This is a genomic window from Gimesia chilikensis (assembly GCF_008329715.1).
Taxonomy (GTDB): domain Bacteria; phylum Planctomycetota; class Planctomycetia; order Planctomycetales; family Planctomycetaceae; genus Gimesia; species Gimesia chilikensis.
Genome location: NZ_VTSR01000006.1, coordinates 603,498 through 625,223, shown reverse-complemented (window position 1 = coordinate 625,223; position 21,726 = coordinate 603,498). Strand labels below are relative to the sequence as shown.

Annotated in this window: 19 protein-coding genes and 1 tRNA gene; 13 read left to right on the top strand and 7 right to left on the bottom strand. The window is 54.0% G+C overall.

Going from position 1 to position 21,726, the window contains the following annotated elements; genetic code table 11:
* Positions 1 to 28: 28 nt before the first annotated feature.
* The 6 genes from FYZ48_RS09430 to FYZ48_RS09405 all read left to right on the top strand — a co-directional run bounded on the left by FYZ48_RS09430 (position 29) and on the right by FYZ48_RS09405 (position 7,663).
* On the top strand, positions 29 to 1,066 hold the full coding sequence (locus FYZ48_RS09430) for an ATP-binding protein (protein ID WP_149339669.1): 1,038 nt from the start codon (positions 29 to 31) through the stop codon (positions 1,064 to 1,066).
* 45 nt (positions 1,067 to 1,111) lie between these two features.
* On the top strand, positions 1,112 to 2,971 hold the full coding sequence (locus FYZ48_RS09425; protein ID WP_149339667.1) for a prenyltransferase/squalene oxidase repeat-containing protein: 1,860 nt from the start codon (positions 1,112 to 1,114) through the stop codon (positions 2,969 to 2,971).
* A gap of 83 nt (positions 2,972 to 3,054) precedes the next feature.
* Entirely contained in the window at positions 3,055 to 4,902 is a 1,848-nt protein-coding gene (locus FYZ48_RS09420; RefSeq protein ID WP_149339664.1) for a polyprenyl synthetase family protein, read from the top strand.
* Between the two features lie 377 nt (positions 4,903 to 5,279).
* Positions 5,280 to 5,882, top strand: coding sequence for a golvesin C-terminal-like domain-containing protein (locus FYZ48_RS09415; protein ID WP_149339662.1), 603 nt, complete (start codon positions 5,280 to 5,282; stop codon positions 5,880 to 5,882).
* 490 nt (positions 5,883 to 6,372) lie between these two features.
* The gene (locus tag FYZ48_RS09410) at positions 6,373 to 6,864 is read left to right on the top strand and encodes a hypothetical protein (RefSeq protein ID WP_149339660.1); all 492 of its coding nucleotides are present in this window, start codon (positions 6,373 to 6,375) and stop codon (positions 6,862 to 6,864) included.
* A 238-nt stretch (positions 6,865 to 7,102) separates the two neighbouring features.
* Positions 7,103 to 7,663: a hypothetical protein gene (locus FYZ48_RS09405; protein WP_149339658.1), complete on the top strand. Its 561-nt coding sequence runs from the start codon at positions 7,103 to 7,105 to the stop codon at positions 7,661 to 7,663.
* Positions 7,664 to 7,778: 115 nt separating this feature from the next.
* Here the strand turns inward: FYZ48_RS09405 and FYZ48_RS09400 are convergent, their stop codons facing one another.
* The 3 genes from FYZ48_RS09400 to FYZ48_RS09390 all read right to left on the bottom strand — a co-directional run bounded on the left by FYZ48_RS09400 (position 7,779) and on the right by FYZ48_RS09390 (position 12,679).
* A complete protein-coding gene (locus FYZ48_RS09400) occupies positions 7,779 to 9,305 on the bottom strand; it encodes a hypothetical protein (protein WP_187781945.1) in 1,527 nt (508 codons plus the stop codon).
* Positions 9,306 to 9,768: 463 nt separating this feature from the next.
* The gene (locus FYZ48_RS09395; protein WP_149339655.1) at positions 9,769 to 11,061 is read right to left on the bottom strand and encodes a Gfo/Idh/MocA family protein; all 1,293 of its coding nucleotides are present in this window, start codon (positions 11,059 to 11,061) and stop codon (positions 9,769 to 9,771) included.
* Between the two features lie 190 nt (positions 11,062 to 11,251).
* Positions 11,252 to 12,679 (bottom strand): right-handed parallel beta-helix repeat-containing protein, encoded by a 1,428-nt coding sequence (locus tag FYZ48_RS09390; RefSeq protein ID WP_149339653.1) that lies wholly within the window; start codon positions 12,677 to 12,679, stop codon positions 11,252 to 11,254.
* A gap of 210 nt (positions 12,680 to 12,889) precedes the next feature.
* On the opposite strand from FYZ48_RS09390, the gene tadA reads away from it, so the two are divergent.
* From tadA to FYZ48_RS09370, 4 genes are all read left to right on the top strand, one after another.
* The gene (tadA, locus tag FYZ48_RS09385) at positions 12,890 to 13,405 is read left to right on the top strand and encodes a tRNA adenosine(34) deaminase TadA (RefSeq protein ID WP_145042926.1); all 516 of its coding nucleotides are present in this window, start codon (positions 12,890 to 12,892) and stop codon (positions 13,403 to 13,405) included.
* Between the two features lie 319 nt (positions 13,406 to 13,724).
* Positions 13,725 to 13,925, top strand: a complete 201-nt coding sequence (locus FYZ48_RS29795; RefSeq protein WP_145042924.1) for a carbon storage regulator — start codon at positions 13,725 to 13,727, stop codon at positions 13,923 to 13,925.
* A 240-nt stretch (positions 13,926 to 14,165) separates the two neighbouring features.
* Positions 14,166 to 14,918 (top strand): isoprenyl transferase, encoded by a 753-nt coding sequence (locus FYZ48_RS09375; protein WP_145189818.1) that lies wholly within the window; start codon positions 14,166 to 14,168, stop codon positions 14,916 to 14,918.
* A gap of 6 nt (positions 14,919 to 14,924) precedes the next feature.
* Positions 14,925 to 15,833: a phosphatidate cytidylyltransferase gene (locus FYZ48_RS09370; RefSeq protein WP_149339651.1), complete on the top strand. Its 909-nt coding sequence runs from the start codon at positions 14,925 to 14,927 to the stop codon at positions 15,831 to 15,833.
* Here FYZ48_RS09370 and FYZ48_RS09365 read toward each other — a convergent pair.
* Both FYZ48_RS09365 and hisG read right to left on the bottom strand, forming a co-directional pair.
* A complete protein-coding gene (locus FYZ48_RS09365) occupies positions 15,770 to 16,414 on the bottom strand; it encodes an amino acid kinase family protein (RefSeq protein ID WP_149339649.1) in 645 nt (214 codons plus the stop codon). The genes FYZ48_RS09370 and FYZ48_RS09365 overlap by 64 nt on opposite strands.
* Positions 16,415 to 16,456: 42 nt before the next feature.
* Positions 16,457 to 17,335 (bottom strand): ATP phosphoribosyltransferase, encoded by an 879-nt coding sequence (hisG, locus tag FYZ48_RS09360; protein ID WP_149339647.1) that lies wholly within the window; start codon positions 17,333 to 17,335, stop codon positions 16,457 to 16,459.
* A gap of 368 nt (positions 17,336 to 17,703) precedes the next feature.
* Between hisG and cysC the strand changes: the two genes are divergently transcribed.
* Complete coding sequence (gene cysC, locus FYZ48_RS09355; RefSeq protein ID WP_145042914.1) at positions 17,704 to 18,318, top strand: adenylyl-sulfate kinase; 615 nt, start codon at positions 17,704 to 17,706, stop codon at positions 18,316 to 18,318.
* Between the two features lie 123 nt (positions 18,319 to 18,441).
* Here cysC and FYZ48_RS09350 read toward each other — a convergent pair whose 3' ends face one another.
* Positions 18,442 to 19,977 carry a sulfatase family protein gene (locus FYZ48_RS09350; protein WP_149339645.1) on the bottom strand — a complete coding sequence of 512 codons (1,536 nt, stop codon included), beginning with the start codon at positions 19,975 to 19,977 and terminating at the stop codon, positions 18,442 to 18,444.
* Positions 19,978 to 20,220: 243 nt separating this feature from the next.
* On the opposite strand from FYZ48_RS09350, the gene FYZ48_RS09345 reads away from it, so the two are divergent.
* Positions 20,221 to 20,454 carry a hypothetical protein gene (locus FYZ48_RS09345; RefSeq protein WP_149339643.1) on the top strand — a complete coding sequence of 78 codons (234 nt, stop codon included), beginning with the start codon at positions 20,221 to 20,223 and terminating at the stop codon, positions 20,452 to 20,454.
* Between the two features lie 156 nt (positions 20,455 to 20,610).
* Here the strand turns inward: FYZ48_RS09345 and FYZ48_RS09340 are convergent.
* Positions 20,611 to 20,681, bottom strand: a tRNA-Gln gene (locus FYZ48_RS09340).
* Between the two features lie 226 nt (positions 20,682 to 20,907).
* Here FYZ48_RS09340 and FYZ48_RS09335 point away from each other — a divergent pair.
* Positions 20,908 to 21,681: a tetratricopeptide repeat protein gene (locus tag FYZ48_RS09335; RefSeq protein WP_242022521.1), complete on the top strand. Its 774-nt coding sequence runs from the start codon at positions 20,908 to 20,910 to the stop codon at positions 21,679 to 21,681.
* Positions 21,682 to 21,726: the final 45 nt, after the last annotated feature.

The window sequence follows — 21,726 nt, the reverse complement described above, 5'->3', positions numbered from 1 at the left end:
ATCGTTTCGCGTTGAAAAGGTTTTCAGTATGGCTGACAAAAAATTAACAGTGGTGATCTCTCAGGCTCAGGGGAAAAATCCCGCCAAACGTGAGCTCGAAGAGACTCTCGCCGCCACACTGTTGATGGAACCCGATATCGAAGTCTCGCTGGTTCCCCATCTCTACGATCTTTCCGCCGACCATACCGGCACCCTCTTCCTGCAGGCACTGCGGGGGGATCTGGTGATTCTCTCCTGGCTTTATCCCCGTGCCTGTCACTGGATCCTGGATCGCCAGGGAGTCCGCGGCAAGGAAGGGCACGTCCTGCTCAGAGAAGAAGTGGACGAAGACGAAGAAGAGGAACAGAAGCAGAACGCACCTTTCGAAAATCCCGAACGCAACAAAACAATCCCCGATCGACACATCTACTCGATCGACCTCCGTGTGAGTTCCAAACCGGAAGACTACGTCCAGGAAATCAAACGCATCGCTGGCGAATCCCAGGTGCAGACCGTCCCCTTGATGGACATGCTGCAGTCCGCCCCTCAGCCGGCGCAACTGGAAAAGTATCTCAAACCGCTGGACATCATCAACGCCGATAAAAACAACGCCGCTGAAACAACAGAAGACGTCAAACTGGAACCGACCAAACGCCGCTGGTATCCGGTCATCGATTACAGCCTCTGTACGAACTGTATGGAGTGCATCGACTTCTGCCTGTTTGGCGTTTACGGCGTCGACCAGGGGGGACAGATCCTCGTTGAAGAGCAGGACAGCTGTAAAAAGGGATGTCCGGCCTGCAGTCGTGTCTGTCCCGAGAATGCGATTATCTTCCCCGGTCATAAAACGCCGGGCATTGCCGGCGCGGATGGTGAAGTCGCCGGTCTGAAAATTGATCTTTCCAAACTGTTTGGGGCCCCGGATGCACTCGAGATGGCGGCCCGGGAACGCGATGCAGAACTGGTGGCGGACGGACGCGATGCCGTGGGCATGTCGGTCGGTCTCCGCAAGTCTTCCAAGGTCTCCAAGGCCACCGATGAAGAGCTGGAGGACCTGATGGATAACCTGGATGCACTCGATATTTAAACGTTCTCCTTTCCTTTACGAAACTCCCGGCAGGAACAGACCTGAATGAGTGAGACCATCTCCTACCAACGCGTGCAGGCAGCTTCGCAGCGGGTTCGCGATTACCTGCTGAGTGCCCGGAATGCCGCCGGCCACTGGGAAGGAGAACTCTCGACCTCAGCTCTCTCGACAGCCACCGCCATCATGGCTCTTGAGATGATCCGTCGGCAGCGTCCCGCCGAAGATGATTCGCTCGACATTTACATCGAACAGGGCATCCGCTGGCTGTCCCGGCACCAGAACCCCGATGGCGGCTGGGGTGACACCGTCAAGAGCTTCAGCAATATTTCCACCACGATGCTCTGTCACGCCGCCTTTCATGCGACGAAAAATACAGAGCACTATGTCTCCCACGTTGTCAACGCCCGTCAGTACATCGACCGGGTAGGAGGCGTTAAAGCTGTCGTGGAACGCTACGGCAAAGACAAAACGTTTTCCGTGCCGATCCTCACACACTGCGCCCTGGCGGGACTCGTTAAATGGAAAACCATTCCCGCGCTTCCGTTTGAACTCTCCTGTCTGCCGCATCGCTTTTATAAAACCGTCAAGCTTCCTGTGGTCAGCTACGCCCTGCCGGCACTGATCGCCATTGGTCAGGTCAGGCACCACTTCTGTAAGCCCCGCAATCCGCTTCTGCGGCTGATCCGCAAGCTGTCTGTCAAACGCAGTCTGAAAAAGCTGATTGAAATTCAACCCGAGAACGGCGGATTCCTCGAAGCCGCCCCGCTGACCAGTTTCGTCACCATGAGCCTGGCCGGCATGGGACTCGTCGATCATCCAGTCGTACAGAAAGGACTCGCGTTTCTGCTCGACTCCGTACGACCTGACGGCAGCTGGCCCATCGACACGAACCTCGCCACCTGGACGACGACGCTATCCGTCAACGCCCTGGAAAGCACGCTGTCGGAATTCGAAAAAGCTCCGATTCGCGACTGGCTGATCCAACAGCAATACACCGAACTTCATCCCTACACCGCAGCCGAACCGGGAGGCTGGGCCTGGACCGATCTGCCCGGCGGCGTACCCGATGCCGACGATACCCCCGGCGCCATTCTGGCCCTGTTGAACCTGCAGACAGAGGAAGCCGAAGAGGCCTCACCCGAATTGCGGACCTCTCTGCGGAACGGCGTCAACTGGTTGCTCGATCTGCAGAATTCCAACGGCGGCTGGCCCACCTTCTGTCGCGGTTGGGGAACGCTCCCCTTCGATCAAAGTGCCGCAGACATCTCGGCACACGTCCTGCGGGCGCTGGAAGCCTGGCTCAAAACAGAAGCCACAGCCGATGAGAGCACCCTGCGCAAACGAGCGACCCAGGCCATCGAACGCGGTTTCAAATATCTGGCCACACAACAACGCGCAGACGGATCCTGGCTGCCACTCTGGTTCGGTAATCAGCATGTCGACGAGGACGAGAACCCGGTCTACGGGACGGCACGCGTGCTGGCTGCCTACGCGGATGAAGAACGTCGTACTACGCCCCAGGCGGAACAGGCCATCCAGTTTATGCAAAGCGTACAGAATTCCGATGGCGGCTGGGGCGGCGCGGAAGGCGCACCGTCCAGCGTGGAAGAGACAGCTCTCGCCGTCGATGCCCTGTTGTCTGTGGGTCTATCACTGGAGAATCCCTGCCTGCAACAGGGGCTGGGCTGGTTGCTCGATCGCGTCGAAACAGGCACCTATACAGAAACCACACCCATCGGGTTTTACTTCGCCAAGCTCTGGTATTTCGAACAACTTTATCCAGTTATCTTCTCTGTTTCTGCCTTACAAAGGGCGGAAACGGTTTTTAAAAAATGTCCGGATGAGAAATTTAGATTGTCGCTTGATGCAGCAGATTCCCCTATAATGTCCGTAAAGGAAAAATAGGTCCCACCTGCGTTCTCAAGCCTGATTTTCTACATTCATTGTGTTACCACTCGAATGAGATACTAACCATAGAGGAGTCTTCCGTGTCCATTGCGCCTTTAGACCAGGAAAGTTCCGAAGACAAACGCGTCCCCGCTCACGATCAAGCTGAGGGCCGTGCTTCCGAAGATCCCAAACCGGTCAAAAGAAAACGCCGCAGTACCAGCCATCTCAAGGCGGTGCCGGAAACCCTTGCGCTGCGCGAAGAGATGAAAGCAGAAGCCGAGAAGTACGTGCAACGTCTCGACTGCTCCAATCCCTTCACCAAGGCGATGCTGGAAGACTGGTCGCGTGAACTGCTGGCGGAAATGGAACAGCCCGAAAAATTCCTCGGCTTCATGATGGTGCTGATCGGCAACTTCTTCTGGAAACGCCAGTTCCTCGCGATTCCCTTCGAACGCCGCCTGCTCCTCCTGCCGCACTGCCTGAAACACGCCGAAGGCTGTCCCGCGGAATACGATGAGTTCGGTCTCGACTGCGAAAAATGTGGTGCCTGCTCGATTGCCGACTACAAAGTCAAAGCCGAAAAGCTGGGCTACAAGGTGCTCGTCGCCGAAGGATCGCCCGTGGTCCTCAAGATCATCGTCGGCGGTTACGTGGACGGCATCCTCGGGGTGGCCTGTCTCAATGTGCTGGAAAAGTCGATCGACAAAGTCCTCATCGCCGGCGTTCCTTCCTACGCCGTACCGTTGCATTCAGGTGACTGTAAAAACACCAAGATGGACGAGCCCTGGATCTGGGAAGTCCTTGAGAAATACGAACCACTCGAACAGCCGCTGACCCGTAGCTATCTACCCACCATGCGGGCCGCCAACTCGCTGTTCGAAGAACACTTCGACGAAATTCTGCCGCCGCTCCGTACGAAAACCGAAGCCGCCGCCCGCACACCGCTGGGCAAGACCGAAGCCATCGCTTACGAATGGCTCAAGCATGGCGGCAAACGCTTCCGGCCCTTCATCACCCTGGCTGCCTACGATGCACTGATCAAGGCACAACAGGACGAGGCAGCAGGCAACAGTCAGACTTATCCGCTGGGCGTGCAGAAAGCCGCGATGGCCATCGAGGTCTTCCACAAAGCATCACTGATTCATGACGACATCGAAGACGATGACCAGTACCGTTACGGTCAGGAAACCCTGCACCGTCAGCACGGCACCGGCATGGCCATCAACATCGGCGACTACCTGATCGGCATCGGATACCGGCTGCTCAACGAGGCCCGGGCCGACATCGGTGCTGAAGCCGCCGCAGACCTGGTCGAAAAAATGGCCGCCGCACATCTCAAGCTCTGTGAAGGGCAGGGGGCTGAAATGGCCTGGCAGGAAAGTGAGACCTTCGAACTCTCCCCGCTGGACGCCCTGCAGATCTACGCACTCAAAACGTCGCCCGCATTCGAAGCCGCCCTCTATGCCGGCGTGCGGATGACCGGCTCCGCAGGCGAGTACGAAGAACTCATCTCCTCCTTCTCACGTCAGATCGGTGTCGGCTTCCAGATTCTGAACGACCTCAAAGACTGGCGCGGCGACGACAATAACAAGCTCATCTCCGGTCAGGACGCCCTCGCGATGCGGCCTACCCTGTTACTCGCCCTGGCCCTGCAGGCCGGCGACGAACAGCAGAAAGCCGAGCTCAAAGACATTCTCAACGGCGGCGGTCCATCGGACTACGCACGCATCAACCGGCTGCGAAAAATCTACGAATCCTGCGATGTCTTCACCAAAGCCGAAGTCCTGGTCGACAAGTCACGCGACCGGGCCGAAGAACTGGCCGAGAGCGTCCAGAACGAAGACCTGAAACAGCTGTTGAAATTCTTCTGCGAAACCGTACTGGCCGAAGAAACCCCCGAGGTCAAACCCGATCTCCCGGTTCTGATGCCACAACCAATCGCCTAGTTCCTCATGTTTCAAAGATACGATTCCGCAGGTGGGCCCGAATGTAATTCGGTCCGAGCGCAGCGAGCAGGAAATCACAGAGAAGAAGAGCAACGGGTTAGTAAACGCGCCTCACCCTGAGCCGCAAAACGCCAGCCGCCGGTAACTCGGTAAAAGAAAACGTTGAACTGATCAACCAACCCCAGGCTCTCACGCAGAGCAGGGGTTACACCATTAGCCGCAGGGCCTTAGCCCCGGTTGAAACGACTTTGGTATGACCCGTTCAAATTTAGAAGAACCAGATGCCACAGTTGGCTCGTCCCACTGTGCCTGAGTCATCCAGAGAAGCCTGTCATGGAACCTTGCATCTCAAATTCCGCTCACAGAAAACAGCGCTCATGAAACCCACAAGCATTCTCACCATCCTGCTGGCCTGCCTCTCGATTTCACAACCCCCCATCCATTCCAGCGATCCCACGCCCCAACTCAAACCCCACCCCGACGCGGTTGCCAACACCCATGCTCCCGGCGAGGTCGATAAACCCGAACTCGTCCCCTTCATCGTGCCCGATCCCACAAAACTGAACGGCATCGTCGTCGATGAAACCCAGGCCAGGCTTGTCGGCACCTGGCAGTATTCCACGCACACGCCCCCCTACGTCGGTCTCGGCTACCTGCATGATCAGAAACAAGGGAAGGGGGAGAAAGCGGTCATCTTCACTCCCGATCTGCCAAAGTCCGGCCGCTACGAAGTGCGGATGTCGCACTGCTACAACATCCGCAGATCAACCAACACCCCGGTCACGATCCACCACGCCGCCGGCGAAAAAACAATCCGCATCAACCAGCAGCAGATCCCCCCGCACGACAAACTCTTCCGCACCCTGGGCACTTACCACTTCGTCAAAGGCAAATCAGGCTGGGTGAAAATCTCCAACGCAGGCACCGACGGCAAATACGTCATCGCCGACGCCATCCAGTTCATTTATGTCGGCGAATAAACGTTTCGCGTCTTTCGTGATATTCACCGAGTCGGACGAATGTAATTCGGGGAATCCGCGAGTTCTAAAACAGACGTAGGGCGCGGCCCTGTGTGGCCGCCCGCCTGGGGACATACAATCTGCTTCCGCTGCCGATGGTACCAGTGAAAACATCCAGGGTGGGCTCGAATGCAATTCGAGCCGAGCGCAGCGAGCAGGAGGTCACAGCTCACTCAACCATTCTGAAACAGAGCTTCCGCAGCGCATTAAGTTGAATGAAGCAAGCGCCTGCTCCATCATCCGCTCACACATCCACCTCCTGTCGCCTGCGGCAACATCAGATTGTTTCCGATACCCCCCCCCGTGGATTGATCGACGCTCTGAGCGCCTTTCGCTTCGATATAGACAAAATCTCTGGCAAAGACACCGACGCTCAATTCATCATTGCGACTGCATGCTAAAACGTGTATGTTTGTGAGTGGCTTGCGTTGGCGTTTGAGTGAGTCAGAAAATGCAACAAACAGAGGGGGCCTGGATGAGTGATGTCGAAAGTGATATGAACACCGTAAAACCTGTGGTTACCAATACGGTGTTGAATTCGATCAATTGGAAGTGGGTCATTATTTTATGTATCGCGGGTGGGGGCTGCATCCTCGGATCGATGGCAACGATCAATTCCTTGAAGGCGGAAGAAAAAGAATTTGAGGGCCAGTTAAGTAACATCAGGATGGGGGAACTTGCCAAACCGTCTCACGAAGTCCCGGTTCAATATCGAAATGTGCCACGTGGCTCTCGGGTCCTGATCCCCCTGGTTCCCAAAATACGGACCAATTCAAAGCAAACGATCGAACTGGCAAATAAACTCGAAGATACCCAAAGCATGATCTTTGTTCTTCAGTTTGGGAAACCTCTTGGATACCTGATCCTGGCAGGCGCCGTGATCGTACTGGCACAAGGACTGTTACGAAGCCCGCTTAACAACAAAAACAGTCAATCCACTTGACCTGCCAGTCTGCCATACGCCCGGGGATTGTTGCTAAATGCAAGTGTCTCCCCGTTTCTCTGTCTTGGAGAAGAAACCTTTCGTGCTTTTCGTGGTAGTAGAAATTACTCTTTCGAGTGACTGTGTATGAGGCGTAGACTTGGTGAAAGTAAAAACAATCTAATCGGTCCTGGGGTGTGATAATTCACTACGATCATCCAGGACTTATAATCGCTTATGACAGTTGAAGGTAATATTGGTGAAAGTGTTTTATGTTCGTGAAGACGTCAATATTTTTCAGAGTATTGCCCCCGTTGATCAAGAGATCTGGTCTACGGATCGACTAACCTTTGATGTCGCTGAAAAACCAGACTGGTCTCCTGTTGTATGCTACGTGCAAACCCCTAAACTAGTCCGGGGAAACTTTTTCTATCTCTGTCCAGGATTGTTGGTCTTCGATCATTCCGTTTACGAACAAATGGATGATTTATTCGAAATGGCAGGTCAGATTCTGCCTATAGATCTAGAGGGGGAAACCCTCTATGGATTGAATGTTCTTGAGTGCCCTAATGCTCTGGATCAAAACCGCTCTGAATGGAAATATTCACCGCATTCAGGAAAGCGGCTTAGATTGAGAGACTATGTTTTTCATCCTGACCGGTTCTTTGAATCCAGTTTGTTCAAAATACCTGAGACGAGCAGATCAGAAATTCTTTCATTTTCGGATCTCAAAGATCAGGATGATGAGTTCAAATATCGTTATGAACAATCAGGTTTCACCGGACTGACTTTTGAAGAAATCTGGGATTCTGTACCATAAATTCAGGATGATCTAAAACCGGTTTAATGAGAGTTATTTTAACTATCGAATAGCAACAGTAGTTCCGCCTTTCGTGCTTTTCGTGGTAGCAAAAAAACTTCAAGGATTTCGCGGTCTAATCCACCTGCGGTGCCAGGCTGCCATAAGCCCACGGATTATTATTAAACGCCGGTGCCGCAGGACGCTCGGGCTGTTCGTCCGGCTTCAGCTGTTTCGACAGTTCCACCGCCGCTTCAACCATCTGCGGACCCGCCGTGGTGACCAGGTTACTGTAACTGGTCAGCCGGGTTTCGTAGCCGCCGCCGTTCTTGTCGAACGCCTCTTTCGTGGGCACATAACCGACGCAGCCGTTCGCCAGTGAGACCGGGAACGTGATCGGAAACGGACTGCCTGCTTTAATATCCAGACCCAACTGGCAGAAGAATTCCGCGGGGTCGGTCAGCAGGACCACCGGGCCGATCTGGATTGCCTGCACTTCCACTTTTGCCACCGGCTCTTGTTGCAGCCGGGCATCCAGCAGGACGGTCTCTTTCGCGAAGATCCAGTCAGTCGCGTTCGACTTCGCGGGGCCTGCTTTGACAACTTCCACCGCTTCGGCCACATGTTCGGGCGTCGGTTTGCGGCGGGGTATTTCCAGCATTTTGACTTTGCTGGCAATCGTTTTAAAGTTGCCGCGTGGCATCGAAAGCAGTACTTTCACCGCCTCGGCACCAATCCGGCCACCCACAAACCGGGCCGACTCTTCACTGGGGCGACGCTGGTATTTCGAAAGGTTATCGACCTGCGTCACATCGCCCGAGGCTCCCGCCAGGAAGACCAGCGTCACATCTTTCCCGAAGACGCCGCGAATCACCTGTTCCACATAATAGATGTAATTGGCTGAGATTCCACCCGGGTTGGTCGTGGCGTGACACACGAAGTTCACGATACACCCTTTGAGCTGTCCCTGTTCATCCCAGACGCCGATCACGCCAACTTCCGGATCGACGGGGCCCGCCGGTTTTACAATATCCGGGTTCCCGGGCCGCGGGTGTGTAAAGGTCAATCCGTTTCGCATGAAGAACCGGCGGTTGAAGGCCACCTGTTCTTCAATCCCCACTCCCGCTCCACATTCAGACGCACTCCGTTTTTTGTACGCTTCGCAGATCGCCTCCACACTCTGATTGACGACCGTTTCCAGGTAAGCAGTATCAGCCGTCGATGATTTTTCATAAGCCAGTTCCTGCACGAATTTCGAAGCATGATCGTATTCGCCGGGCAGAATCATGCCCATCGGACCGGAAGAGTGTGAATGTGTCGCGTGCAGCAGAATCGAGTTCGCCGGAATCTTGCATTTGGCTTCGACCCGTTCACGAATTTCATCCACGGTGACTCTGCGGATAAACAGCGCATCCAGGCTGACGACCGCCACCACGTTGGTGCCGTTATCAAACACAGCCGCCCGCGTTTTGCAGGGATCGTGAAACGAACGATGAAACGATTTCCCATAACCGCCCGGCTGTTCCATGCCGATCTCCGGCGTGATATCACGCTCGGCGAAACCGACTTTCACCTGCGGCGCTTCAGCCGCGCTGGTATCGGCAGTGGTAAGAATCAGGATAGAGAGGGTGACAGCAGTGCAAAACAGGAAGCGCATTTTCATGAGAAAACTCGATCTTGATCAGGTGGGAAAACAGGAGGAACGTTTTCCTCATTGTAAGCAGAATCAAAATCGGGCCGCTACTGAAGAAAGTTAAGAAATTCGCACAGCAGCGAAATTTCCTCAACGGTGATCACTTTTCTACAACCCACGCGGGTAGGGCGGACCCATGTGTCCGCCCATGTGTTACCGATGGGTCCGGTCTTTACAACAAGCCAACGGTGCCACCCGGTTGCCTCAAATAAATCAATGTAGGGTAAGACAATGTAGGGGTTGGCCTGTGTGCCAACCCGCCTTGCGAAAGTCGAGCTTAATTCACTCGTGCGCAGGAAGCAGAGAAACGATGCGAATGACTGGCCCCCTCGAAAGTCAATCACGGCGGGCGACCACACAGGGTCGCCCCTACCGGATGAAATTACTATGGGATGATTGTCCGTCGCGAATTTTTACCGCGGGTTTAACAACCTTACACCAGTTCGTAAGGTTTACGGTATTCCTTCGAAAGCCATTTGGCGGCATCGGCATCGCCTAGGATGGTTTCCTGCTTCGGATCCCATTGGATCTTCTTACCGGTCCGCACGGCGATGTTACCGAGGTGACAGACGGTGGCGGAACGATGTCCGATGCTGATGTCAGCGGCCGGCTTTTCGCGGGTCTTGATGCACTCAATAAAATTGTTGACGTGCGCGATGTTCGCATCACGGTTCACAATCTTAGGCACATCAACTTCTTTCAACAGCTCAGGTGGATTCGCAATGATGCCACCGCGGTAGACGAACAGGCTTCCCTTTTCACCCACGAACTCGGTTCCCTGTTTTTTACTCGGGGTACCGGGAACCTGGCGACAGTTCATGACAACGCCGTTGTCGTACGTGTATTTGATGTTGGTGGTATCGGGAGTTTCGTACCAGCCATCGGGATTGAAAGTGGCCGATCCTTCTGCACTCACGGGGCCGCTTTCATCCATCCCCAGTCCCCACTGGGCGATATCCAGATGGTGGGCACCAAAGTTGGTCTGCTGACCGCCACTATAATCCCAGAAGAAACGGAACAGGTAGTGCACCCGGTTTTTGTTGTAGGGACGCTCCGGTGCCGGCCCCAGCCAGCGGTCAAAGTCAAAGCCCTGTGGCGGTGCACTGTCGGGAACCGGCTTGCCGGCCCGTGCGATCCAGTTGGGACCGGGAAGGGTGACGTTCACGGTGTGAATCTTACCCAGGAGACCCGACTGCACCAGATCGACGGCCAGTTTGAATTCCTTGCCGCTGCGTTGCATGGTTCCGGTCTGGACAACACGGTTGTGTTTCCGTGCCGCGTTAATCATCACGGGACCTTCATCAACGACGAGTGTCAGCGGTTTTTCACAGTAGACGTCTTTGCCGGCTCGGCAGGCTTCGACCGTCATCTTGGCGTGCCACTGGTCAGGCACGGTCACGACAACAGCGTCAATGTCTTTGGAATCGAGCAGTCGGCGATAATCGTCTGTCTTCACGGCCGACTTGTTGGCGTTCTTCTTCAGATAGGCGTCTGCTTCGGCGAGGTAATTCTGATCCAGGTCACACAGTGCTTCGATGTTGTTGAGGAAGTACTTCATGTTGTTCCGCGGGCCACCCTGGTTACCAACGCCGATCATGCCGATCCGCACACGTTCGCTGGGGGGAACTGCCGCGAAAGTAGAGCGATAGCTCTTGGCAGTCAGGCCCATGAAGAGACCGCTGTAAACCGATTTTTTCAGAAAGTTACGACGTGACATTTGCGACATGAAGACACTCCTCGAGCGACGGAAAAAATAATATGAATGACCGGCGATTTCCTGCAGAAAATCGCCCTGATCGTTATCCAGCGGGACCGCTTATCATAGCAGCACCCGGACCTGAGTCAATCAGATTCAGATCGGAGTAATACTCTCATTTTGATGCGATGAGGGGGGCGTGGCTAGTGAACCAGGGACTCTACTTTGGGGATCCCTTTTTATAAAGGTTGTTCACGATTTGATTGTCCTTACCGCCGATGATCTCGAGCGCCTGGGCGTTCTCGCTGTCGGGTAGATCGGTAGAAATCAGGCAGTCTGACACGCGACTGTCGGAGACATTCTTCAGCAGCAGTCCCGTGGTGGAATAATCGAGAATCGAACAACCCACGATATTCATCCGACGCGAATCGCGCACTTCAAAGGCAACCCGCTCATCACCGGTCCCGTTGATATGGTTGCCGCTGATCGTGCAGCCGTCACAGTTTGTAAACAGCATACCGACCTGGGCCGTACTTCCGTCGCCATAGTGGTAGCGGGGATTCCGGTCGAGCACGTTATTCGAGATCAGAATGTTGTTGCAGTCTTCGACGCGGATGTTGTGCGTGTAACCCTTCCACATCGTGTTACCGGTCACTGTCACGCCCCGGGCACTGGTGATTTCGATATTGGTCTGCACATCCGAAAGCACATTGTCGGCGATCGTGATATTTCCGTCCCGATGTTCTTTGGAGTGCGGGCGAATGCGGGCATTTTCATTAATCCGGATGTTGGCAGAACCGGGAGCATTGTGATCGTGTTGAATCGTGCAACCCACAATCGCGATCTCTCCGACCATCGCACCTTCGGAATCGATCAGTACATTCGCTGCCGGCTTCGAGTTATCATCCCCCATGTTGCCTTCAATGTCGCAGGTGCCGATCTGAATGTTGCGGATGTCACCTTTGTCGACAACCACGCCTCCGCCGGCGTTGTAAGAAATATGACAGCCGATGATATTCGACTGATGGATGCTCACGTGATCGTAATACACGCCCGCTCCCCGGTTCTCATACAGGTGGCAGTTGGAAACGATCACGTTCCGATTGCGTTTGGTGAAGTGAATCGCATGCAGCGCGCGACGGATCGTCAATCGTGTGAGCGTGATCTGCATGGTGCCCGTCGCTTCAATGCCGCAGGCTTCCGCATGATCGCCAACAATCTCCAGTCCATCGACCATGGGAGACCGCTGATTCTGCCAGACGTTTTCTTTCACCGTATGCGGGCTGGCGGTTCCCTCGTGCGTGCCGATGAAACGAAACGCGGGACCGGGACCAGCCATGATAATCGTGGCGGTGCCGTCAGAACTGATCGACGTCGGTCCCAGTTTGTCGAGGTCAACAGTGATGGTCTTCGTCAGACGGTAGACCCCTTTCGGAAAGACGATCTGCCCCTGTTTTGAATCGACGGCCCGCTGGATGGCGTCGCTGTCATCGGCTGTGCCGTCTCCACGTGCACCAAAGGCTTTCACGTTAGTGTCGAGTGCCGGGGGCTTCTCGCTGGACTGATTCTGAGACTGAGTCTTGGGAGCCATAATCAACAGACAGCTGAGGACCAGCAGCGTTGAAACACAGATCACGATGCTGCGCATGGGAGTTCACCTTGATGATTCACGGGAGAGGTTTCAAAAGTAAGAGTGACGGTAATATTGTAAGCGGATTCCTGCCTGAATCTCAAACAGAGTCGGGAAGAATACTCCTTTCCGGCAAGATTCACTCAGAGCCCCCCTTCCTTTTCCGCGGGGACTGGATTATGTTGAGCAGCAGACGGTAACTCCTTCTTATTCAAAAGCGTGACTGTGATGATTGATCGACCCGACGAACCCGAATTCACTCCCGGCGACCGCGAACTGCTGCAGCTGCATACCCGCTGGATGCGTTTTGCGTATGACGAAGCCCGGGCGGCGTTCGAAGAAGATGAAGTTCCCGTCGGTGCAGTGATTGTCCATCAGGATCGGATCATTGCGGCCGCACACAATCAGCGGGAAACCTTGAGCGACCCCACAGCGCATGCCGAGATGATCGCGATTACCCAGGCCGCGGAGTCGCTGGGTACCTGGCGTCTGAGTGACTGTGTGTTATACGTCACGCTGGAACCCTGTCCGATGTGTGCAGGGGCGATTATCCAGTCACGCATTCCCCTGGTGATCTATGGGACGCGCGATGAAAAAGCAGGTGCGTGTCATTCACTGTTTGAGATCACCAATGATCCACGGTTGAATCATCAGAGCGTTGTCATCAGTGGCGTGATGCAAGACGAGTGTCGTACGATCCTGCAGGAGTTCTTTCGCAACAAACGCGCGCAGGGGAAAAAATAGTTTTCGATCCGATACTATTTTTAAAAACGCGCTCGTCACACGCATGTAGAATTGATGAATTCTTTTTTAAGTACGACCGCTTGTCACTGTGATGATGCTGCATCGTTGACATGTCGATGATGTGCTAATGAAATTAAGCGGAGATATTCTGAAATCAATTTTGTCAAGTGATATTCGAACAAAAGAAACCTCCTTAAAAATCGTTTTATTTTTTGAATGCTTTCAGCTTGTCCTTCTGATTGCACTTCGTCAAAATGAGCGACACAATAACTTTTCACAATTCACAGATTCAATTCTGAAATTTCTTTGAGGCGAGCGAATGCATATTATCTCTCGTGAAGCGAATGAGAGTATCCTCATTGGGGAACATACAGTAGTTAAAGTTTTAGAAGTGTTTGAGGATCGCGTCAAATTGTCGATTGAATCTCCGGGGGCCGAACCCGCTTACTGGGAAGAAACCGTTTACCTGGATCCCGTCCTCGAAGCTGAAGAACTCGAATCGGTCCAGATCAGCGGCTGATTCTTTTCGCAGAGATGATTTCAGGAGGGAATTAACCCCGGAACATCTGTACGAAACCGGAACTACGGTTCATTCTTTAAAGATGCTGTGCTTTCTCCCCGCGCAGCCTTGGCGTTTTTGCCGAAATTGCTCAAAATAAACAGACAGGGCAGATCTGATTCTGCCCACGCTTGTCAAGCCGTCTGCCAGAGCAGGCCAGAAGTCAAACTCAATCAATCATCAGACATTGTGAGGCAAATTGTGCCCGCCATATCGGAACAGGATGGGGAATCGCTGGGGCTGGAATCCCGCCAACTGCCCCGGCATATCGCGATCATCATGGATGGTAACGGTCGCTGGGCCTCACGTCGTGGTTTTCCCCGCATCGAAGGTCATCGCCAGGGCGTCAACAGCGTGCGCACCGTCGTAGAAGAATCGACGCGGCTGGGCATAGAACAGCTCACACTCTATTGTCTCAGTAGTGAGAACTGGAAGCGTCCCGCACTCGAACTCAACCTGCTGATGCAGCTGTTGAAAAAATTCGTGATCGGCGAACGTGAAGAAATCATGCGGCAGAACATTCGCTTCTCCACCATCGGCCGTCGCTCAGACCTGCCCAAAGATGTGCTGGCGGAAGTCGACAAAACAATCGACGAGAGTCGAAATAATACCGGCATGCAACTCTGTCTCGCTCTCAATTACGGCAGCCGTTCTGAAATCGTGGACGCCGTGAAGTCGATTGTGAGTGAAGTCGAGCAGGGCGGACTCAAAGCCGAAGAGATCGACGAAGACGTGATCTCTTCGCATCTTTACACCGCAGGCATGCCCGATCCGGATCTGGTAATTCGGACTGCCGGCGAAATGCGCGTCAGTAATTTTCTGCTCTGGCAGATCAGTTATGCCGAACTCTGGGTGACTGAAACCTACTGGCCTGATTTTTCCGTCAACGATTTCTGGCAGGCACTCCGTGACTTCGCAGCCCGCGACCGTCGCTTCGGCGGTTTGAAAGGATAACGCAGCATGCTGGGCTGGCGGCTTCTGGTTTCCGCAACTCTGATTCCCCTGTTGTTTGGTCTGTTTTATCTCGATCAACGTGCGGGGAGCAGCGCCCCCTGGTTACTGGGACTCTGCTGGCTCCTGATTCTCCGGGGAACCTGGGAGATCACGCAACTGCTGACGGTCCGCAATTTGAAACCGGGATATCCGCTGGTCTGTCTGCTCTCGCTGCTGATCTGTAACGCGGCCTGGTTACCCTGGCTGGTTCCTTCACTGCAGACCGGCGCGAATGATCCACAGACACTTTCACTGGCCCTCTTGTCGGTGACCTATGCGATTTCCCTGCTGCTGTTGTTCCTGAAGAATGCAATTCGCTTTCAGGAACCGGGCCAGACAATGGAAATTCTGGGAGCCGAACTGCTGGGCGTTTCGTACGTCGGTTTTCTGCTCGCGATGCTGGCCGAACTCCGCTGGGTCGCGGGTCCCCAGACCGGTTACCTCGCTCTGGGCGCATTGATCATCAGTGCCAAGCTGGGTGATGTCGGCGGTTATACGTTTGGTCGTCTCTGGGGAAAGAAGAAACTCGTGCCCCGTCTGAGTCCGGGAAAAACCTGGATGGGCGGCTTCGGTGCGATCTTCGGGGCTTCACTCGGCGCCTGGCTCTGGCTGCAGTTCACTCCCTCCCTGTTTAACGACAGCTGGAGTGCCCCTGCCTGGTACTGGTCGATCCTGTTCGGTGCGATCATCGGCGTTGTCGGTCTCGTGGGGGACCTGTGTGAATCGCTGATCAAGCGGGATGTCGGCAAAAAAGATTCTGCGGAACTGCTGCCCGGCTTCGGAGGCCTGCTCGATCTGCTGGACAGTCCCCTTTATGCAGGGCCGGTGGCGTTTCTGCTCTGGAAACTGTTGCCCCTGGTGACTGTCGCCAGTTGAAGCGTCTCCTCTGTGGATCTCAGGTTACACCAGCGCAGGCACGGCAGACTATCCGCCAGCTTCGGGAAATATGGGTCGACCAATTCCTGAGCAGACAGGTCATCCGTCGTTACTGTATCCGGCAAGTCGACAGACTTCAGTAAAACCAGTTCATCTGCCGGCCAGGTGAGTGTGATCCAGGCGGCGATCGAGTCGCTGGTTACATCCCAGGAAGTGGGGAGGTCAGCATACTCTTCTGACTGCGTGTCAACTAAGTAGTCGTTGATGGATAAGACTGGCGTCAGACCCACCCGCCAGAGATGCTCTGCTTCTTTGATATTGAGCACGAGTCGCGCATCAGGTAGCAGATAACAGAGCAGGGAGTTATTGAGCAGCATTGCCTGAATCGCCAGGGAATGCCAGTTGCCTTGAGGTAAATCATAGATCCGATCCCAGTCCCGCACCAGGTTCGCTGCTTGACCGCCCCCGGCCAGCAGCAGCGGTTGGGGATCCTTCAATTCTGACAGCAGGTTCACCAGTCGATCTTTCAGGTCCGGCAGATCGAACAGGCTTCCTCCGACTTTGATCACGGTGACAGGCATGCTGTTTTCCTGTTTGAGCCGGGACTGTTCTCCGGGTTGGAATCAGTCGATGATTTTGGAAATCTGGTATTCCACGATACCGCATGCACCGGCGGATTTCAGTTTCGGTACAATTGAGCGTACTACCGATTCTTCCATGATGGTGTTGATGGCCACCCAGTCGGGGTCGGACAATGAAGAGACGGTCGGCTTCTGCAGCGCGGGCAGCAGGTTGAGTACCTTTTCCAGATCGGTACGAACCACGTTCATCATCAGGCAGACTTTGCCTTCCGCAGCCAGACAGGACTCGAGCATCATCGCGATGTTTTCGAGCTTCTCGCGCTTCCAGGGATCTTCGTAAGCCTGCTTGTTGGCGATGAAGCGGGTCGTGCTCTGCATCAGCTCTTCCACGATCCGCAGGTTATTGGCCCGCAGGGAAGAACCGGTTTCGGTGACTTCCACAATCGCATCGGCCAGTTTGGGAGGTTTGACTTCGGTCGCACCCCAGGAGAACTCAACTTTCGCGGTCACACCGTGCTGTTCGAGGTAGCGCTGGGTCATGCCGACGACTTCGGTGGCGATTCGCTTGCCTTCCAGGTCTTTGACGGATTGCACGGGGGAATCTTCGGGAACGCAGAGTACCCAGCGAACGGGGCGGCGGCTGACTTTGGAGAACTGCAGTTCGCAGATTTCCTGAACGTCTGCTCCTGTCTCGAGGATCCAGTCGTGACCGGTGATGCCGGCGTCCAGAATTCCCTGGTCGACGTAACGGGCCATTTCCTGGGCCCGGATCAGCAGACACTCGATTTCATCATCGTCGATCGTCGGGTAGTAGGACCGGGAAGAAAATTTGATGACGTATCCGGCGCGTTTGAATAATTCCGCCGTCGATTCCTGTAAACTTCCCGCCGGAATACCGAGTTTTAAGACCTTGTCGGACATGATTCCTGTGTTTCTGAGTTCGATGGTTGAAGCGTAAGGTATAGGCAAATAACAATTTATAGGTATGGTCCGTCACTGGAATGCAGGCGGAATACGCGAGGTACTGATGTACCCTGCCACTGAGTAGATCGCCGGCAATCATTCCCTGCGCGTACTCTAACAGCTCAAAAACAGCAGTTCCAGTAGTCCGGAACGAGAATGTTCGTAGAAATTCCCAATCTGTGGGCTTCCATCGGCAGGGGACATTCTCTAGGATCGTGCAAACATCAACTCAGAATAGTCGATTTCTGCACTGTTTTCACCGCAGAGATCTGCAGATAAACCCTGTTTCCAAAGATATTTTTGAACGAGTAAGGAGAAATTCCTCGATGGCCGAGCAAAAAGCCACCAACGTGACTTGGCACGAACACCACGTATCTAAAGAAAAACGCTGTCAGCAGAACGGACACAAGGGTGCCGTTCTCTGGTTCACCGGTTTGAGCGGATCCGGCAAAAGCACGATCGCCAACACCGTCGATCACAAGCTGTTCGAACAAGGCAAACACACCTTCGTGCTGGATGGCGATAACGTCCGCATGGGTCTGAACAAGAACCTGGGCTTTTCTCCTGAAGACCGTACCGAAAACATCCGTCGTATCGGCGAAGTTTCCAAGCTGTACACCGACGCCGGTATCCTCGTCATGACCGCCTTCATTTCTCCCTACCGTGAAGACCGTGATCAGGTCCGCGAAATTCTGGGTGATGGCGAGTTCATCGAGATCTTCGTCAAAGCTTCTCTGGAAACCTGCGAAGAACGCGATCCAAAAGGCCTCTACAAGAAGGCACGGGCTGGAGAAATCAAAGGCTTCACCGGTATCGACGCTCCTTACGAAGAACCGGAAAAAGCAGAACTGATTCTCGATTCTGACGGAAAAGGCATCGACGAGCTGGCTGATGAAGTCGTCGCCTACCTCGAATCTAACGGATACCTGACCTATCCGTAACCGATCAGCACACAATTTGTGTTGTGATCGCTCATAACACAAATGTGTGAATGAAAAAAACTCAGGCTTGCAGCTCGCTGCCTGAGTTTTTTTATTGCGCTGTGCCAGACAACTCCGGCTGGCTTACTTGTCTGCTTTCTCTTTGAGTTTGTAAGGACCCAGTCCGGGAGCCGACTTGAACCAGTCTTTTGGTCGCTCCTTGAGGTTTTTGGAATAGACGCGAATCGCCCGTTCGTCCCAGAACTCAGGGATCGCTGGATCTTCAGGAGTGCGACCTTTGTCGTCGATTTCCTCCATCCAGTTATCCAGTGCAGCAGACAGTCGCTGTTTTGTCTCTGCGTAAGCGGGATTATCGGCCAGGTTGTTGATCTCCCAGGGATCGTTGCGGATGTCATACAGTTCCTCGCGGGGACGAGTCTCCGCCATCAACACAGCCGGCGGACCGCTTAACTCCCCTTTCGCATGCAGATCCCGCAGCAGTCCGATGATTGGGTACTGGGTTTCCTTATAACGATTGATCTGCAGGAACGGCCGTTCGGGATACTTGTTTCTCAGGTAGCGGAACTGTTTGTCGCGAACCGTACGGATGTGGAACACGGTCTCATCGCCGCGGTCTCGTCCGCCAAACAGGTAGCTGCGCGGCTTCTCGGTCTGGCTACCCAGAAAAACCTGTCCCTGCATGCGGGATGGTTTCTCAATGCCCGCCAGGGCCAGCGTGGTCGCACTCAGGTCGATGGACGAGATCAACTGATCGCTCTTCTCACCACGATGATACTGGGCGGGAGCCGGCAGATCCGAATTCCCTTCGGGCCAGTAAATGATCAACGGGATATGCAGGCCGCTGTCGTAAGGCCACTGTTTGCCGCGAGGCATGGCGCGACCATGGTCGGCCATGAAGACAACGATCGTATTCTTATCCAGCTGATCCCGCTTGAGCAGATCCAGAATAAACGCGACCTTCTTATCGACGGCCATCACGGTATTCAGATACTGTGCCCAAACCGCCCGGGTCACCGGATGATCGGGATAGTAAGGGGGAATCTGAACCTTCTCCGGATCGACCTGGTAGTCGAGATACTCATGAGCCGAGTTCCAGGCACCACCCCGGTGTGTTTCCGAAAAGTTGATCTGGGCATAAAAGGGTTGATGCTGTTTGAGTTCGTCCCAGTCTTTAAGATCGAAGGGCTGCTTGCCTTTGGGATAGGTGAAGTTCCAGTCGGTCTTACCGGTTCCTTTGTAGAACTTGGCCAGCTTGCGATCTTTCGTCAGGTTGCGAATATTCGCAGTCGTGTAACCTGCAGGACGCAACCAGTCAGTGATGACGCGGACGCCCTCGGGCAGCGGGTTGGTGCCGTCGCGATGAGACCGATGATTGTGAGCGTCAATCGACATCGCATACATGCCGGTCATGAAAGACGAACGGCTCGTCGAACAGACGGGCGTGACGGTAAACGCATTCTGAAACTGCATCCCCTGTTCGGCCAGACGGTCCAGCGTAGGCGTTTTGACTTCGGGCGTACCGTAGCAGCCCAGTTCCGGGCCCATATCCTCAGCGATAATCCAGAGAATGTTCGGCTGCTGGTCAGCGGCTGAAACCTGTTGAGAAAGTAACACACCAGCCGTGAATATCAGACCGAGCGCAAGTAGAGAGCGGAGCATAATAGAGACTCTTCACCAAAAGAATTCGAATTGAGTAATTAACCTGTGCGGGACAACTCATCTTCAACAATGCATCGAGCAATGTCAATCAAGGACTGGTTTCCCTGAAACCATCTGGAGCACGCGCTATCGTCAAATCGATCTTGCAGGTCTGATTTCCGCCGTTAAGCTTAAGTAGAGTCACAACCGATGTTGCCCGCTGCGTTTTATCTCAGTCTTACTTATTAAATAAGGAGAGATCAGATGGCGCTCTATAAGTACAAAGAGTATCTCGAACACGCAGATCAGCCCGAATTCGACACGCTGCACAACCCGGGCGAAATCTGCCCCCACTCCGGCATCTATCGCTGCGAAGCCTGCGGCGACGAAATCGCCTCCAACAAAGACAATCCTTTCCCGCCCCAGAACCATCACCAGCACGCGGAAAATCTGGGGCCGATTCAGTGGAAGCTGATCATCATTTCACAGCAGCGGTGAGAGGGAGACTCTTGATCAGAAGCTGAGGCTCTGCTCTCTGTATGAAATGAATGCTGTTGAAAGCACAATGGCGAGGCCTGCAGGTCCAGCTTGAGCCTCGTTGCCTCATCCCAATAAAAAAAGCCCTAAACCATTGCTGGTTCAGGACTTTTCAAGTTGCCCGACTAGGATTCGAACCTAGACTAAATGAGTCAGAGTCATTCGTGCTACCGTTACACTATCAGGCAATAAATTGTGAGTGAGTTCGCTAAGCTGTGCAGGCGTCGTCACTTGTAGCACTAAGAGGCATTATACGAAAATTTCTCGGTACGCCAAGTCGATCCGGGCGAGAATTTTCTATTCTTTTCAGTCTGCTTAGCTCTTTTACCTGCGCTCAGACTATGACACTATAGGAGATCAGCAGGTTCACTGAATAAAGTAACAGTCACCAGTTCGACACAGAAAGCATTCTCCATGCGATTTTGGATCCTCTGCAGCCTGATGCTCTGCCTCCCGGGACTCACCCAGCCGGTCCATGCAGATCCCCAACCGGCGTCCGCAGATAAAACAGCACAGAAGAAAGCGTTGCAGCAGGAACTCGAGAAACAGATTGAGGAACTCTCGGAACGCATCAAAGCAGCGCCCCGCGAGACGGCCCTCTATTCCCGGCGGGGAGACGCTTACTTTTTCCTGGGAGAGTTCAAACAGGCCGTCGCGGATTACGACAAGATGGTCGAACTCGATCCCTCGATCAAAACCTCTCACTGGCGACGGGGGATTGCCTGTTATTACGCTAAACAGTACGCCGATGCTGCCCGGCAGTTCGAAATCTATCACTCGTTTGATAACGTCGATCGCGAGAACGGGATCTGGCGGTTTTTCTCCCAGTTCCAGGCGAAGGGCCCCGAGGCGGCTCAAAAAGGACTATTGAAGTACGAAAAGGATGACCGCGAACCTTTTCCCGATCTGTACCGCCTGTTTGAAGGCAAAACAACTCCGGACGCGATTCTGAAAGCCATCAACGCGGCTGAGATCAGCGACCAGGAACGCGAAAAACGCCTGTTTTATGCGAATCTCTATATCGGGCTGAATGAATCGTTGCACGGCCGTAAAGCGAAAGCACGCACCTACCTGCAGCAGGCGGTCGACAACCAGTGGGGCCCCCGGGCCGGCTTCGGTCCCAATTACATGTGGCACACGGGGCGACTGGAGTTACAATTAATTTCGACTCCCGAGAATCAAAAATAGCTCTCTACCTGTTCCGGCAGGCTCACTTTCAGCCGAAAGCGTCTT

What these genes read in the sequence shown, in the direction of transcription:
- cysC (WP_145042914.1), top strand. Translation starts at nt 17,704, where the DNA reads ATGGCCGAGCAAAAAGCCACCAACGTGACTTGGCACGAACACCACGTA.
- FYZ48_RS09415 (WP_149339662.1), top strand. Translation starts at nt 5,280, where the DNA reads ATGAAACCCACAAGCATTCTCACCATCCTGCTGGCCTGCCTCTCGATT.
- FYZ48_RS29795 (WP_145042924.1), top strand. Translation starts at nt 13,725, where the DNA reads ATGCATATTATCTCTCGTGAAGCGAATGAGAGTATCCTCATTGGGGAA.
- FYZ48_RS09430 (WP_149339669.1), top strand. Translation starts at nt 29, where the DNA reads ATGGCTGACAAAAAATTAACAGTGGTGATCTCTCAGGCTCAGGGGAAA.
- FYZ48_RS09400 (WP_187781945.1), bottom strand. Translation starts at nt 9,305, where the DNA reads ATGAAAATGCGCTTCCTGTTTTGCACTGCTGTCACCCTCTCTATCCTG.
- FYZ48_RS09390 (WP_149339653.1), bottom strand. Translation starts at nt 12,679, where the DNA reads ATGCGCAGCATCGTGATCTGTGTTTCAACGCTGCTGGTCCTCAGCTGT.
- FYZ48_RS09425 (WP_149339667.1), top strand. Translation starts at nt 1,112, where the DNA reads ATGAGTGAGACCATCTCCTACCAACGCGTGCAGGCAGCTTCGCAGCGG.
- FYZ48_RS09395 (WP_149339655.1), bottom strand. Translation starts at nt 11,061, where the DNA reads ATGTCGCAAATGTCACGTCGTAACTTTCTGAAAAAATCGGTTTACAGC.
- hisG (WP_149339647.1), bottom strand. Translation starts at nt 17,335, where the DNA reads ATGTCCGACAAGGTCTTAAAACTCGGTATTCCGGCGGGAAGTTTACAG.
- FYZ48_RS09365 (WP_149339649.1), bottom strand. Translation starts at nt 16,414, where the DNA reads ATGCCTGTCACCGTGATCAAAGTCGGAGGAAGCCTGTTCGATCTGCCG.
- FYZ48_RS09345 (WP_149339643.1), top strand. Translation starts at nt 20,221, where the DNA reads ATGGCGCTCTATAAGTACAAAGAGTATCTCGAACACGCAGATCAGCCC.
- FYZ48_RS09335 (WP_242022521.1), top strand. Translation starts at nt 20,908, where the DNA reads ATGCGATTTTGGATCCTCTGCAGCCTGATGCTCTGCCTCCCGGGACTC.
- FYZ48_RS09410 (WP_149339660.1), top strand. Translation starts at nt 6,373, where the DNA reads ATGCAACAAACAGAGGGGGCCTGGATGAGTGATGTCGAAAGTGATATG.
- FYZ48_RS09350 (WP_149339645.1), bottom strand. Translation starts at nt 19,977, where the DNA reads ATGCTCCGCTCTCTACTTGCGCTCGGTCTGATATTCACGGCTGGTGTG.
- tadA (WP_145042926.1), top strand. Translation starts at nt 12,890, where the DNA reads ATGATTGATCGACCCGACGAACCCGAATTCACTCCCGGCGACCGCGAA.
- FYZ48_RS09370 (WP_149339651.1), top strand. Translation starts at nt 14,925, where the DNA reads ATGCTGGGCTGGCGGCTTCTGGTTTCCGCAACTCTGATTCCCCTGTTG.